This window comes from Aeromonas sp. ASNIH7 (genome assembly GCF_002903485.1).
GTDB lineage: Bacteria > Pseudomonadota > Gammaproteobacteria > Enterobacterales > Aeromonadaceae > Aeromonas > Aeromonas caviae.
On sequence record NZ_CP026226.1, the window covers coordinates 4,170,025 to 4,184,842 of the forward strand.

Here is a 14,818-nt window from a genome sequence, read left to right on the forward strand (position 1 = left end):
GGTTCCGGCGTCACAGCCAGCCTTTTCGCTTGAAGAAGAGACCGGTGCCCAGCGATGACATCACCATCAGCACCAGGGAGAGGGGATAGCCGTATTCCCAGGCGAGCTCCGGCATGCGGCCAAAGTTCATGCCGTAGATGCTGGCGATAAGGGTCGGCGGCAGGAAGATGACCGCGGCTACCGAGAAGATCTTGATCACCTTGTTCTGCTCCAGATTGGTCACCCCCATGGAGGCCTCCAGCTGGAAGTTGATCTTGTCGAACAGGAACTGGGTATGGGGCAGCAGGGATTCCACGTCGTGCAGCATCTCGTCGATCCACTTGTTCTGCTCCCCCGTCATGCGCTGGCGCAGGCTGCGTTTGAGAAAGCGCAGGGCGCGGCGGGTATCGTGCAGGGAGAGACGGATCTGGCCGTTGGCCTCTTCCTGGGCCATCAGCTCCTTGAGCATGGGGTTGATCTGGTCCGGCTCGAAGATCTGATCGGCGGTGTTCTCCAGGGTCTTGTACCCATCCTCGATCAGGTCTGAGAGGTACTCCACCTTGAGGTTCTGCACCTCCAGCAGGATGTCGAGGGCATCTTCGACCTCCAGTCTGTCCTGACGCATGTAGTGGCGCAGCAAACGCACCAGGCCGATGTCATCCTCGCGGATGCTGATCAGCAGGTTGTTGCGCAAGGTAAAAGAGACGTGCACACCCTTGGTGTCGCGACCGATGCGTTGGGGAAACAGGGAGTGGATGTGCAGACCGTCGGTGTCCCAGTAGAAGCGGGCGGATGCCTCGATGTCATCGAGCTCCTCCTTGTCCGGCACCTCCTCCAGGAACAGGCCCGTCAACCATTCTCGCTCCGCTGTGTCCGGCTTGTAGGCATCCAGCCAGACGGTGTTGTCGGGAACGATGTCATCCGGCCCGAGCGTGACTATGTCCAGCACCTTGTTGTTGAGAATGTAGGCGGTGATCATCTGTCCCCCCTTAAGAAGTCATGGGTAATCAGGGATGGTTGCACAGGTTCATGCGGCCTTAGATCGCACGGAAAGCGATCCCATGAAATAGCATAACGAGGCCGATGGACAACCTGAATGCGGCGAACTATACAGGGGCGGGACCCGCTTGTCAGGGCCTATTCATCAGGGGTTCAGCCTGTTCGCTCAAAAAATCGGCGAGGTCGGATCAGCCGTGGCGACCCCGATGCGGGCGATCCCGGCGTCGCCTTCTTTGTTCGCCCTGGTGTGGGGGAGGGCCCGGGCTCACCGGCGGGAATGGCGGGTTGCTGGTCGCCCTGCGACAGCCCCCGGCCAAGCGCAGGAAACGGTCTCCGGGCGGTGTTCCGGGGCTGCGTCTCCTTGTTATCTGCTCTGGTGTGCGTGGGCAAGCCTGTTACAGATTGGGATAGTTGGGGCCCGAGCCGCCCTGGGGCGGCGTCCAGACGATATTCTGGCTGGGATCCTTGATGTCGCAGGTTTTGCAGTGAATGCAGTTGGCGGCGTTGATCTGCAGCCTTGGCCGGGTATCCCCATCAAGGATCTCGAACACCCCCGCCGGGCAGTAGCGCTGGGCGGGTTCGGCCCAGGTGGGCAGGTTGACCTCGACCGGAATGCGCGCGTCCTGAAGGGTCAGGTGACAGGGTTGATCCTCGTCGTGGCTGGTGCTGGCCAGATAGACGGAAGAGAGCTTGTCGAAGCTGAGCTTGCCGTCGGGTTTGGGGTAGTCGATGGGCTGGCAACGGCTGGCCAGGCGCAGCTGGCGGTAATCCGGCTCCTTGTCCAGCAGAGTAAAAGGAGAGGTCAAGGCAAAGAGTCGCTGCTCCAGCCAGTTGAAGGCGCCGCCGAGCCAGGGGCCGAAGCGGTGCAGGGCGGCCCCGACGTTGCGGGCCCTCTTCAGTTCCCGGGTCAGCCAGCTTTGCAGCAGCGCGTCCTGAAACTCGGCCAGATCCCGTCCCCCTTCATCCCCTCCTCGCAGTGCCATGGCGACCGTCGCGGCCGCCACCATGCCGGACTTCATGGCAGTGTGGATCCCCTTGATGCGGGAGAAGTCGAGGGTGCCCGCGTCACAACCGATGAGCAGACCGCCGGGAAAGTGCATGCGCGGCAATGAGTGCCAGCCCCCCTTGGTGATGGCCCGCGCGCCGTAGCTGATGCGCTCGCCCCCCTGCAACGTTGCCGCGATGAGGGGGTGGTGCTTGAGACGCTGGAATTCGTCAAAGGGGCTGAGCCAGGGATTCTGGTAGTTGAGATCGACGATAAGGCCGACCGCCACCTGATCCTGGGCCAGATGATAGAGATAGAAGCCCCCCTGACTCTTGTTGCCCTTTCCCTCCCCAAGGGGCCAGCCGCTGCCATGGAGCACCCGCCCAGGATGGGATTGTCCCGCTGGCACCTGCCACACCTCCTTGAAGCCGATGGCGTAATGCTGCGGCTGGGCGGTATTTTCCAGATGGAATCGGGCGATCAGCTGTTTGCCGAGGTGGCCGCGCGCCCCTTCGGCAAACAGGGTATAGCGCCCATACAGGGCCATGCCGGGCACGTGATCCGGCTTGGGGTTGCCCTCCTTGTCGAGACCAAGATCACCGGTCACCACCCCGCGCACCCGGCCCTCCTCCACGATGAGGGTGCTGGCAGCAAAGCCCGGGTAGATCTCGACACCGAGGGCCTCGGCCTGCTTGCCGAGCCAGCGGCAGAGGGTGCCGAGGCTGATGATGTGGCTGCCGTCGTTGTGCATGCGGGGTGGCACCGCCCAGTGGGGCAGCTGCAGGGAGCGGCTGTCGCTTTGCAGCAGATGGACCTGATCATCCGTCACCGGCACGCCGAGGGGGCCTCCTGCCAGCTCTCTGGCAGCAGCTCCCTGAGGGCGACGGGATCGAGCAGGGCGCCGGAGATCAGGTGGGCGCCGATCTCGGCCCCCTTCTCCAGCAGGCAGACCGAGAGGGCCGGGGCCTGCTGCTTCAATGCGATGGCGGCGCTCAGGCCTGCCGGGCCGCCACCGACGATGACGACATCAAATTCCATTGCTTCGCGTTCCATCTTGCCTCTGTGCTCGACTTGGCCTAGGGTAGTGTTGGTAGTTTACGTAAACGTAAACCACTTTGTCAGCAGAAAAGTGAGTGACGACAAGGTGGATCCACACAACAGGTATGAGGGATGACCGCCATGAAGCTGCTGGTCGCAGTCAAACGGGTCGTTGATTACAACGTCAGGATCCGGGTCAAGGGGGATGGCTCCGATGTGGAGCTCGCCAATGTGAAGATGGGCATCAACCCGTTTTGTGAAATCGCGGTGGAGGAGGGGGTCAGGCTGCGGGAAGCCGGCGTGGCATCCGAGCTGGTGGTGGTGACCTTCGGCCCCGAGGCGGCGGCCGAGCAGTTGCGCCATGCCCTGGCGCTGGGGGCGGATCGGGCGCTGCACTATGTTACCGACGAGACCCTGACTCCGCTCACCGTGGCCCGGGCCCTGCAAACGGTGTGCGGGCAGGAGCAGCCCGATCTGGTGCTGCTCGGCAAACAGTCCATCGATTCCGACAACAACCAGGTGGGGCAGATGCTCGCCGCCCTCAATGACTGGCCGCTTGCCACCTTCGCCTCCGCCATCAGGCTGGTGGAGGGGGAATTGCAGGTGACCCGCGAGATAGACGGTGGCCTCGAGACCCTCGGCATGGCGCTGCCCGCCGTGGTGACCGTGGACTTGCGCCTCAACGAGCCTCGCTTCGCCTCCCTCCCCAACATCATGAAGGCCAAGCGCAAGCCGCTGGAGAGCCAGCCGTTCGCCGCCCTCGGGGTAGTGCCGGCCGACCAGACACGGCAGCTCGGGGTAATGCCGCCGCCGGTGCGCAGCGCCGGCATCAGGGTGGGCTCGGTGGACGAGCTGCTGGACAAGCTCAAGCACGAAGCCCGGGTGCTCTGATGGGCAGGGGCATGAGAGGGATGCCTCCCGCAGGCGTGAGCGCCATGCATGGGGCAACGGCCCCGGGGAGCAAGGGATCAATGGATGACATGAAGGTGCTGCCATGAGCGTACTTGTGATTGCGGAACATCATCAGGGGCGGATCGCCGACAACCTGGCCCAGCTGGTCACGGCGGCGGGGCGCCTGGGGGGCGAGGTGCATCTCTTGCTGCTGGGGCAGGGGCTGACGGAGGCGGGGGAGCAGGCCGCCGCCCTCACGGGGGTAAACCGGGTGCTGCTGGCGGAACATCCCATGCTGGCGGAGGGGCTCAACGACGGGGTCGACAGACTGCTCGCCGAGGTGGCCAGGGACTACCAGCACTGCCTGATGGCTGCCAGCAGCCAGGGCAAGGATCTGCTGCCGCGAGTGGCGGCCAGGCTCGGGGTGGAGATGATCGCCGAGGTGACCGGCATCGAGGGGCCCGACACTTTCCTGCGTCCCATCTATGCGGGGAACGCCATCGCCCGGGTGGCGAGCAGCGCCCCCGTCAAGGTGCTCACCGTGCGGCCCACAGCGTTCGCCAAGGCCGGGTCCGGGGAGGAGCGTGCCCTGATGGAATCGCTGCCGGTGGCCGAGGTGCGCTGCCGTACCCGGCTCATCGAGCGGCGTGCGGTGCGCTCCGCCAGACCCGAGCTCGGGGCGGCCCGGGTGGTGGTCTCCGGCGGGCGGGCACTCGGCTCGAAAGAGCACTTTGCCCTCATCGACGCTCTGGCGGACAAGCTGGGGGCTGCCGTCGGGGCATCGCGGGCCGCCGTGGATGCCGGTTATGTCTCCAACGACCTGCAGGTGGGGCAGACCGGCAAGGTGGTGGCCCCCGAGCTCTACATCGCGGTGGGCATCTCGGGCGCCATCCAGCATCTGGCGGGGATGAAGGAGTCCAAGGTGATCGTCGCCATCAACAAGGACGCCGAGGCCCCCATCTTCCAGGTGGCGGACTACGGTCTGGTGGGGGATCTCTTCACCCTGCTGCCGGAGCTCACCGCCAAGCTGTAAATTTGCCACAAAGGGGCGAAGAAAGCCGTCCGTGCTGTCTCGCCCCCGTTTCCATGCATATTCTCTGCAAGCCCTGGCCCGTTCAGGGCTTTTGTCTGATGGGGGCCCGGTGGCGCCGGGGCAAAAGGTTGCGCTGGATCCCAAAAAGCCTTTGCCCCCACGGGGGCTGTCGTGTAAAAACGTTCGAGTCACTGATCACACACATCCATTCACGGAAAGCGTCATGAGCAAACAGATTTACAACTTCTGCGCCGGCCCCGCCATGTTGCCGGTTGAAGTCATGGAGCGCGCCCAGCGCGAATTTTGTAATTTCCAGGGGCTGGGAGCCTCGGTCATGGAGCTTTCCCATCGCGGCAAGCCCTATATGGCGGTCGCCGAGAAGGCCGAAGCGGACCTGCGCGACCTGCTGGCGGTGCCGGACAACTACAAGGTGCTCTTCATGCACGGCGGTGGCCGCGGCCAGTTCTCCGCCGTGCCCATGAACCTGCTGGGTGGCGCCAACAAGAAGGCGGATTACCTGGTGACCGGCGTCTGGGCCCAGAGCGCCGTGGATGAAGCCCAGAAATACGGTGACATCCAGACCTTCCAGGGGGTGGCCAAGAACGAGCAGGGAGTCTCCCACCTGCTGCCGACGCCGGCGTTTCGCGCCGATGCCGCCTATGTGCACTACTGCCCGAATGAAACCATCGATGGCATCGAGATGTTCGACATCCCGGCCACCGGCGATGTGCCCCTGGTGGCGGATCTCTCCTCCACCATTCTCTCCCGTCCCCTCGACGTGAGCCGCTTCGGCATCCTCTACGCCGGTGCCCAGAAGAACATCGGCCCCTCTGGTCTGGCCATCGCCATCGTGCGCGATGACCTGCTAAATCAGGCCCGCGCCGATGTGCCGTCCATCTTCGACTACCAGCTCACCGCCAAGAATGACTCCATGTTCAACACGCCCCCCACCTACGCCTGGTACCTGGCCGGTCTGGTGTTCGAGTGGCTCAAGGAGCAGGGTGGCCTGGCGGCGATGGAAGCACGCAACAAGGAGAAGGCCGACTTCCTCTACGGCTACCTCGATCAGTCGAGCTTCTATGGCAACAAGGTGGATGTGGCCTGCCGCTCCCGCATGAACGTGCCCTTCCAGCTGAAAAACGAGGCCCTGGACAAGCTGTTCCTGGCGGAGTCGGAAGCGGCCGGTCTGCTGGCTCTCAAGGGACATCGCATCGTCGGTGGCATGCGCGCCAGCCTCTACAACGCCATGCCCCTGGAAGGGGTCAAGGCCCTAGTCAGCTTTATGGATGATTTTGCCAAACGCCACGGTTGAGGCGTGTCTCCCCATTGCCAGACGCCGGGGACTCCCCGGCGTCTGTTTTTCAGACCCATCCTGACCCAGGCTGCCGTCTCCCGCGGTCGTGCCACTGTCGAACTTGCCGCGGGGGACGCGGGCTGTTAACGTCCGGTCAGGTGATTTAATTGAGATCGAACAGGAAGTCTATGAATTCGTTGCGTTTGGAACCCATTTCTAGTGTGGCCGGGGTGGTCAATCTGCCCGGCTCCAAGAGTGTCTCTAACCGGGCCCTGCTGCTGGCGGCCCTGGCCCGGGGCACCACCCGGCTGACCAACCTGCTCGACAGCGATGACATCCGCCACATGCTGGCGGCGCTGACCCAGCTCGGCGTCAAGTACAAGCTCTCCGCCGACAAGACCGAGTGCACCGTGCACGGTCTGGGTCGCAGCTTCGCGGTCTCGGCACCGGTCAACCTGTTCCTCGGCAATGCCGGTACTGCCATGCGCCCCCTGTGCGCCGCCCTGTGCCTGGGCTCCGGCGAGTACACCCTGGGCGGCGAGCCGCGCATGGAAGAGCGCCCCATCGGCCACCTGGTGGATGCCCTGCGCGAAGCGGGTGCCCACATCCAGTACCTGAAGAAAGATGGCTATCCGCCTCTGGTGGTGGATGCCAAGGGGCTCTGGGGTGGCGATGTCCACATCGACGGCTCCGTCTCCAGCCAGTTCCTGACGGCGTTTTTGATGGCGGCCCCCATGGCGGCCGGCGACACCCGCATCCACATCAAGGGGGAGCTGGTCTCCAAGCCCTACATCGACATCACCCTGCACATCATGAAGCAGTTCGGGGTGGTCATCGAGCACGACGACTACAAGGTGTTCTACATCAAGGGCAACCAGACCTATGTCAGCCCGAGGGACTTCCTGGTGGAAGGGGATGCCTCCAGCGCCTCCTACTTCCTCGCGGCGGGCGCCATCAAGGGCAAGGTGCGGGTTACCGGCATCGGCAAGAACAGCATCCAGGGGGACATCCACTTCGCCGACGTACTGGAGAAGATGGGGGCCCGCATCACCTGGGGCGATGACTTCATCGAGGCCGAGCAGGGGCCGTTGCACGGCATCGACATGGACATGAACCACATCCCGGATGCGGCCATGACCATCGCCACCACGGCGCTGTTTGCTGAGGGCACCACCACTATCCGCAACATCTACAACTGGCGGGTGAAGGAGACCGACCGCCTGCACGCCATGGCGACCGAGCTGCGCAAGCTGGGCGTGGAAGTGGAGGAGGGGCACGACTTCATCACCGTGATCCCGCCCGCACAGCTCAAACACGCGGCCATCGACACCTACAACGATCACCGCATCGCCATGTGCTTCTCCCTGGTGGCACTCTCCGATACGCCGGTCACCATCAATGATCCGGGTTGCACCTCCAAGACCTTCCCGGACTACTTCGACAAGCTGGCCAGCGTCAGTCAGGCCTGAGCCCTTTCGGCCCGCTTCGTGCGGGCCTTTTCATCTCTGCCCCCGCTTTTTTCATGCCTCCTAGCAGCATTATGCAAACTTGCAAGGTGCGATAATAAAATTCCTTGTCGAAGAATGTAATTTTCTATTTACACCGACCCGGCACAGGGCTAGATTGAGATCTCTTTATCGCAGTCATCTAGCAGGAAACTTGGTCATGCAGCATCAAACCGACGACGTTCGTATCAGTGAAATCAAAGAGTTATTGCCCCCGGTTGCGGTGCTTGAGAAGTTTCCGGCGACCGACACCGCCTCGGCCACCGTGTTTGAATCCCGTCAGGCCATCCACAACATCCTGGCCGGCGACGATGATCGCCTGCTGGTGGTGATCGGCCCCTGCTCCATCCACGATCCGGTCGCCGCCCTGGAATACGGCAAACGCCTCAAGGTGCTGCGCGACGAGCTGAAAGATCAGCTGGAGATCGTGATGCGGGTCTACTTCGAAAAACCCCGTACCACAGTGGGCTGGAAGGGGCTGATCAACGATCCCTACCTCGACAACAGCTGCCAGATCAATGACGGCCTGCGCCTGGGTCGCAAGCTCTTGCTGGATCTCAACGACATGGGGCTGCCGACCGCCTCCGAGTTCCTCGACATGATCACCCCGCAATACGTGGCGGATCTGATGAGCTGGGGTGCCATCGGTGCCCGTACCACCGAATCCCAGGTACACCGCGAGCTGGCCTCCGGTCTCTCCTGCCCGGTGGGCTTCAAGAACGGCACCGACGGCACCATCAAGGTGGCCATCGACGCCATCGGCGCCGCCAGCGCCCCGCATCACTTCCTGTCGGTGACCAAGTACGGCCACTCCGCCATCGTCTCGACCGCTGGCAACCCGGACTGTCACATCATCCTGCGCGGTGGCCGCGAGCCCAACTACAGCGCCCGTCACGTGGATGAGGTGGTGAGTGGTCTGGACAAGGCGGGTCTGCCCCAGAAAGTGATGATCGACTTCAGCCACGCCAACAGCAGCAAGCAGTTCAAGAACCAGATGCTGGTGGCCGAGGACGTGGCCGGTCAGCTGCGTACCGGCAGCAAGGCGGTGTTCGGCGTCATGGTGGAGAGTCACCTGGTGGAAGGGCGTCAGGATCTGGTGGACGGGTGCGAGCTCACCTTCGGCCAGAGCATCACCGACGCCTGCATCGGCTGGGCCGATACCGAGGTGCTGCTGCGCAACCTGGCGGACGCCGTGGCCGCTCGCAACGCCCTCTGAGCCCAAGGCGCCCCGTTGGCGGGGCAATAAAAAAGCGCGACCCTGGGTCGCGCTTTTTGTTTGGCCATCTCTCGGCAGGTCGCGGTTTACTTGGCCCGCTCCTGGTGGCCGCGCAGGCGGATGTTGATCATCTCCACCACCAGCGAGAAGGCCATGGCGAAGTAGATGTAACCCTTGGGAATGTGCAGATCCAGCCCTTCGGCCATCAGCGCCACCCCGACCAGGATAAGGAAGGAGAGGGCCAGCATCTTGATGGTGGGGTGGGTATCGACGAAGTCGCCGATGGCCTTGGCGGCAAACATCATGACGCCGACGGCGATGATGATGGCCAGCACCATGACAGGGACATGATCCGCCATGCCCACGGCGGTGATGACGGAGTCCAGGCTGAAGATGATGTCGAGGATGGCGATCTGCACCAGGGTGGACAGGAAGCCCGCGGTCTTGCTCACCACACCCGCCTCTTCGGCGGCCCCTTCCAGGCTCTGGTGGATCTCGTGGGTGCTCTTGGCGATGAGGAACAGACCCCCCACCAGCAGGATGAGATCCCGTCCCGAGATGGCTTCCCCCAGCACGGTGAAGAGGGGCTCGGTGAGGCGCATCACCCAGGCCAGGGAGAGCAGCAGCAGGATGCGGGTGCCCATGGCGAGCCCCAGCCCCAGGATGCGCGCTTTCTGGCGCTGGGCTTCCGGCAGGCGACCCACCAGGATGGAGATGAAAATGATGTTGTCGATGCCGAGCACGATCTCGAGCAGGGTCAGGGTGGCGAGCGCGACCCAGGCGGAGGGGTCAGCAATCCATTCCAGCATGATTGAACCTTGGTTGAACAGTGATTGAGGTAGAAGCCGCGCATTTTAGCAGGGGGTCATGGCTTGTCCCAGTGGCGGGAAAAGATAAAATGGCGGCGATCCAACAGGAGGGAAACATGTTTCGATTAGGGCTCATCATCAACCCCGTCGCCGGCATCGGCGGGGCCGTCGGTCTCAAGGGCAGTGACGGTATGGTCGCCGAGGCGCTGGCGCGCGGGGCCGTCCCCAAGGCCCGGGAGCGGGCCCGCCAGGCCCTGTTGCCCCTGTGCGAGCTGACCACGTCATTCGAGCTGCTGACGGTGGCCGGTGAGATGGGGGAGACGCTTGCCGCAGAGCTCGGGCTGCCCCATCGCATCGTCCATCGGCCTGCCGGGGCGCAGACGAGCGCCGAGGATACCCGGGCCGCCGCCCTGGCCCTGCGCGATGCCGGGGTGGATCTGCTGCTCTTCGCCGGTGGCGATGGCACCGCCCGTGACATCTGCGCGGCGGTGGGGGAGTCCTGCCATGTGCTCGGCATCCCGGCGGGGTGCAAAATCCACTCCGGGGTCTACGGGGTGACGCCGGCGGCAAGCGGCCGGGTGGCGGCCAGAATGATCGCAGGGGAGCTTCTGAGCCTGGTGGATGCGGAGGTGATGGACATCGACGAGGAGGCGTTTCGCGCCGGCAAGGTGCGCGCCCGCCACTACGGGCAGCTGCTGGTGCCCGGGGATCTGCGCTACGTGCAGGCGGTCAAGCAGGGGGGGCGGGAGTCCGAGGAGCTGGTGCTCGCCGATCTTGCCGCCGGTGTGGTGGAGCAGATGGAGCCCGATACCCTCTACCTGATGGGGTCGGGGAGCACGGTGGCCGCCTGCATGGGTGAGCTGGGTCTGGAAAATACCTTGCTCGGTGTGGATCTGGTGGAAAATGGCCAACTTATCGGGCAGGATCTCAGCGCCGCCGAGATCCTGACCCGGATCCGCGGCCGTCGCTGCCGTCTGATCATCACCCTGATCGGCGGTCAGGGACATCTGTTCGGGCGCGGAAATCAGCAATTGAGTCCAGACGTGATCCGGGCCGTCGGGCGCGAGCATATCCAGGTGCTCGCCACCAAAGCCAAGCTGGCGGCGCTAGAAGGCCGTCCGCTGCTGGTGGACACCGACGATCCGGCACTGAACCGGTCGTTGAGTGGTTATCTGCGCATAACCACGGGATACAAGGATCAGGTCATCTACCCGGTGGCCAACCCGGAATAGGACATCAAGGATGCGGCTGGCCTGGCGCCAGAGAGCCGCGATCAACCGGATCGCGGTTCCACTCCCCGAATTTTTTGCCGGCAACCCCGGAAATGAGGCTGCGTTAAATGACGATTCACGATTTTGAACACAAGTTGTTGGGACTGATCGACGCCATGGTCGCCACGGCCAGCGAAGACGAGCTGTTTGCGGGCGGCTATCTGCGAGGGCACATCTCCCTTGCGGTGGCGCGCGCCGAGCTGGAGGGCAAGACCCTGGTGCGGGACGTCAAGAGCTATGTGCTGCGCAGCCTGAACGAGGCCATCTTGCAGGGTGAGCTCTCCGAGCAGGACGAGGTGCTGGTGCAGGAGATGTGGAAGCGTCTGCAGGCCCAGGCGGAAGCTTGATCCCATTCGCAGTTCAAACACAAGTTTAAGTAATCTGCTTCCCTGAGTGTTATCAAAAGGTTAATAATGAGGCTCGCCTTTTGTTTCAGGGATTAAACCATGGCCTCCACCTCACGCATTGCCACCAGACTGCCGCTCGAGATGCTCTATCACTGGGAGCGGCAGTGTCCCGACCGAATCTATCTGCGTCAGACCATCCACCGCGAATACGTTGACTTCACCTGGGGTGAGGTCGCCGACGAGGCGCGGCGCATGGTGACGGCACTGCGCGCCCTGGGCCTGGAGCCCGGTGACAAGGTGGCCCTGCTCTCCAAGAACTGCGCCCAGTGGTTCATTGCCGATCTGGCGATGCAGATGGGGGGATACGTGAGCGTGCCCATCTACCCCACCGCCAACGTCGACACCATCGAATACGTGCTGCGCCACAGCGAAACCAGAGCGATCTTCGTCGGCAAGCTGGACGACTGGAAGAGCCAGGAGGCGGGGGTGCCCGGGGATCTGCTGCGTATCGCCCTGCCTTACGACACCATGCCGGCCGCCCACCAGTGGGACGATCTGCTGGCGCAATACGACCCCATCCCGGACACCCCGGTGCAGGCGCCGGATGCCCTGTTGAGCCTGGTCTACACCTCCGGCAGCACCGGCAAGCCCAAGGGGGCCATGCTGAGCGTGGAGCGCTACGCCTGGTCCTGCGAGAAGCTGGTGGAGGCGGTCTCCCTCACCGCCGAGGATCGCGGCTTCTCCTACCTGCCCCTTGCCCACATCACCGAGCGGGTCTACATCTACGGCGGCAGCCTGTTCAGCGGTGCCACCATCGCCTTCCCCGAATCCCTCGACACCTTCATCGAGGACGTCAAGCGCTGCCGTCCCACCGTCTTCATCTCGGTGCCGCGGCTCTGGGCCATGTTCCGCATCAAGATCCACGAGAAGCTGCCCCAGAAAAAGCTGGCGCTGCTGCTCAAGATCCCCCTCGTCTCCAGCCTCATCAAGAGCAAGCTGCAAAAGGGGCTGGGGCTGGATCAGGCGCGGGTGCTGGGCTGCGGCTCTGCGCCGGTGGCCCCGGCGCTGCTGGAGTGGTATCACAGCATCGGCATCCATATCACCGAGGCCTGGGGCATGACCGAGAACCACGCCTACTCCACCCTCAACTACCCGTTCCGGGCGGACAAGATAGGCACCGTCGGCAAGGCCGGGCCCGGGGTGACCATCAAGATCTCCGACGAGGGGGAGATCCTCTGTCGCTGCGACGGCATGATGGTGGGCTACTACAAGGATCCCGAGCACAGTGCAGAGGCCATCGACGCCGAGGGCTGGCTGCACACCGGTGACATGGGCAAGCTGGACAGGGAGGGTTACCTCACCATCACCGGCCGCATGAAGGATGTCTTCAAGACTGCCAAGGGCAAGTACGTGGCCCCGGTGCCCATCGAGGGGATGCTCGGGCAGGAGCCCATCATCGAGCAGCTCTGCGTCATCGGCTACGGCATGCCGCAGCCGGTTGCCCTGGTGCAGCTCGCCGAGAGCGCCATGAAGGGGGACAAAGCCGGGGTGGAAGCCCAGCTGGAGGCCGCCCTCAACCGGGTCAACGACAAGCTGGAATCCCATGCTCGCCTGCGGGGCATCCTGGTGGTCAAGAGCCCCTGGAACATCGAGAACGGGGTGCTGACCCCCACCATGAAGATCCGCCGCCACCTGCTGGAACAAAAATACGCGGACATCGGCGAACGCTGGTCCGGCAGCCAGCGCATCCTGTGGGAGTCCTGACAGGGGTCGGTACCGCCATATCGGCCACATCAATGACAGCGGGGGAGCCAGTGGCTCCCCCGCTGTATTTCAGGGGGAAGCAAGCCGACAGGGGGCTGGGGCATTGACCCCTTCCCCGACGTTTCCCGCCGCCGCCATACCGCCCCGCGTCGAGGGAACGGCAGGGAAAGGTATTTGCAAAATCCATGGAGAGGCGGGATCCCAGTGGTTTGGCAAATGCATCTTGGGGTCACACACGGGGGCTGCAAGGGGCGGGGGCGGGGCATTGACCCCTTCCCCGACGTTTCCCGCCGCCGCCATACCTCTCCGCATCGAGGGAACAGCATTTGCAAAATCCATGGAAAGGCGGGATCCCAGTGGCTTGGCAAATGCATTGTGGGGTCACACACGGGGACCGCAAGGGGCGGGGTGGGGTCTTGGCCCCTTAACCTGGGCTTCCCGCCACCGCAGAGGAGGTCTGCCAATAAGGTCATCGGAGGGAGGCCGCCCTCACATGGGGCAAGAGGGCATCTGATGCACGGCGCCAGAGGCGCAGAGAAAGGGGGTGAGGGGCAGAGAGCAAGAAGGGGAGCCGCAGCTCCCCTTCCCGTTGGCGGATGCCGGGGTCAGACGGCTTTGTACTCAAGCTCGACCGAGCCCAGCGCCTTCAGGGTGGACTGGGCGGAGTCCCGCTGGCTGATCTGGCCATCCTTGCTCTCCAGCAGCACGGCGCGGCGCACGGTGGCGAGATCCTCGCCACCCAGCACAGCGTGGGCGCAGGCCATCTGCATCGGCGGCAGGCTCGGGTTGAAGGCGGCGTTCTCGGCATAGCGGCCGCAGAAGATGCGCCCGTCCTCGAACTGCAGCGCCACCGCGGCATAGCCCTGGCTGTAGGGGGCATAGCTCTGGCGGGCGGCGGCGAGCGCAGCCTGCCACAGGGGGTCGTCGCTCTCGAGCACCAGCTCGTCGTGAGCCTGGGGGCTCATCAGGGCATCGGTGATCTCGAGATCGGCGGGGCCGAAGGAGTGGGGCAGGAAGGATTGCAGCTCGCTGAGATCGTCCGGCAGGGAGACCTTCAGGGTCTTGGCGGTGCTCAGCTCGTTCATGAACTGGCGGCAGTGGCCGCAGGGGGTGTAGTTCACGGTGATCTCGGAGATCCCGGTCTCGCCACCCAGCCAGGCGTTGGAGATGGCGGACTGCTCGGCGTGGACCGAGTGGAACAGCCCCTGGCCCGCGAACTCCATGTTGGCGCCAAAGTACCAGGTGCCGCTCAGGCCGCAGGCGATGGCGCCGACGAAGAACCTGGAGATGGGGGCCACCGAGCAGGCGGCCGCCAGCGGCAGCAAGGCCAGACGCAGGGCCCTGTCATCCAGCCCGGTGGCGGCTTTCAGGGTCGCGACCTGGTCCGGGGTGAAACGGGCCTGGAAATCGTCCCCCAGCATGGGCAGCAGGGCGGCCTGGAGCGGGGCGGAAAGGGTCTCGAATGGCTTGGCAAAGCGGGGATGCATACTGTGTCCTCAAAGGCCAATTGGGGGGCCATTGTAGGGAGCAAGCGCGGCGAATTGTGTGAGCGCGCTCACGCCTTGATGGGTAAAGGGGCGGGGATGGTAAAGGAAACGTTTGTCTTTCGCAATCTGTGCGCCAGCTCCCGGCATCAGGGAGGCGAGGGTATCGGATGGAAACGGTGAAAGGGCACAGAGGCCATGGC

At 63.9% G+C, this 14,818-nt stretch carries 11 protein-coding genes and 1 pseudogene; 8 read left to right on the plus strand and 4 right to left on the minus strand.

Annotation, left to right across the window (positions count from 1 at the left end):
* Window positions 1–10: 10 nt before the first annotated feature.
* Entirely contained in the window at window positions 11–958 is a 948-nt protein-coding gene (gene corA / locus C2U47_RS19590) for a magnesium/cobalt transporter CorA (protein ID WP_005301617.1), read from the minus strand.
* A gap of 415 nt (window positions 959–1,373) precedes the next feature.
* Window positions 1,374–3,016, minus strand: a pseudogene (locus C2U47_RS19595) (electron transfer flavoprotein-ubiquinone oxidoreductase).
* A 126-nt stretch (window positions 3,017–3,142) separates the two neighbouring features.
* On the opposite strand from C2U47_RS19595, the gene C2U47_RS19600 reads away from it, so the two are divergent.
* From C2U47_RS19600 to aroG, 5 genes are all read left to right on the plus strand, one after another.
* Window positions 3,143–3,892 carry an electron transfer flavoprotein subunit beta/FixA family protein gene (locus tag C2U47_RS19600; RefSeq protein WP_053288941.1) on the plus strand — a complete coding sequence of 250 codons (750 nt, stop codon included), beginning with the start codon at window positions 3,143–3,145 and terminating at the stop codon, window positions 3,890–3,892.
* Window positions 3,893–3,995: 103 nt separating this feature from the next.
* Entirely contained in the window at window positions 3,996–4,925 is a 930-nt protein-coding gene (locus C2U47_RS19605; RefSeq protein ID WP_010674451.1) for an electron transfer flavoprotein subunit alpha/FixB family protein, read from the plus strand.
* A gap of 223 nt (window positions 4,926–5,148) precedes the next feature.
* A complete protein-coding gene (gene serC, locus C2U47_RS19610; RefSeq protein ID WP_010674452.1) occupies window positions 5,149–6,237 on the plus strand; it encodes a 3-phosphoserine/phosphohydroxythreonine transaminase in 1,089 nt (362 codons plus the stop codon).
* Between the two features lie 170 nt (window positions 6,238–6,407).
* The gene (aroA, locus tag C2U47_RS19615; RefSeq protein ID WP_103261875.1) at window positions 6,408–7,688 is read left to right on the plus strand and encodes a 3-phosphoshikimate 1-carboxyvinyltransferase; all 1,281 of its coding nucleotides are present in this window, start codon (window positions 6,408–6,410) and stop codon (window positions 7,686–7,688) included.
* Window positions 7,689–7,884: 196 nt separating this feature from the next.
* Window positions 7,885–8,940, plus strand: coding sequence for a 3-deoxy-7-phosphoheptulonate synthase AroG (gene aroG, locus C2U47_RS19620; RefSeq protein WP_010674454.1), 1,056 nt, complete (start codon window positions 7,885–7,887; stop codon window positions 8,938–8,940).
* A gap of 86 nt (window positions 8,941–9,026) precedes the next feature.
* On the opposite strand, the gene C2U47_RS19625 is transcribed toward aroG, so the two are convergent.
* Window positions 9,027–9,749 carry a TerC family protein gene (locus tag C2U47_RS19625; protein WP_010674455.1) on the minus strand — a complete coding sequence of 241 codons (723 nt, stop codon included), beginning with the start codon at window positions 9,747–9,749 and terminating at the stop codon, window positions 9,027–9,029.
* Between the two features lie 116 nt (window positions 9,750–9,865).
* Here C2U47_RS19625 and C2U47_RS19630 point away from each other — a divergent pair, with 116 nt between their 5' ends.
* The 3 genes from C2U47_RS19630 (at window position 9,866) to C2U47_RS19640 (ending at window position 13,131) form a co-directional block, all read left to right on the plus strand.
* Window positions 9,866–10,981, plus strand: a complete 1,116-nt coding sequence (locus C2U47_RS19630) for an ATP-NAD kinase family protein (RefSeq protein WP_010674456.1) — start codon at window positions 9,866–9,868, stop codon at window positions 10,979–10,981.
* Between the two features lie 107 nt (window positions 10,982–11,088).
* A complete protein-coding gene (locus C2U47_RS19635; RefSeq protein ID WP_010674457.1) occupies window positions 11,089–11,367 on the plus strand; it encodes a YfcL family protein in 279 nt (92 codons plus the stop codon).
* Between the two features lie 99 nt (window positions 11,368–11,466).
* Complete coding sequence (locus tag C2U47_RS19640) at window positions 11,467–13,131, plus strand: AMP-binding protein (RefSeq protein WP_102948329.1); 1,665 nt, start codon at window positions 11,467–11,469, stop codon at window positions 13,129–13,131.
* 605 nt (window positions 13,132–13,736) lie between these two features.
* Here C2U47_RS19640 and cdd read toward each other — a convergent pair.
* Window positions 13,737–14,618: a cytidine deaminase gene (gene cdd, locus C2U47_RS19645; RefSeq protein ID WP_010674459.1), complete on the minus strand. Its 882-nt coding sequence runs from the start codon at window positions 14,616–14,618 to the stop codon at window positions 13,737–13,739.
* Window positions 14,619–14,818 lie beyond the last annotated feature (200 nt).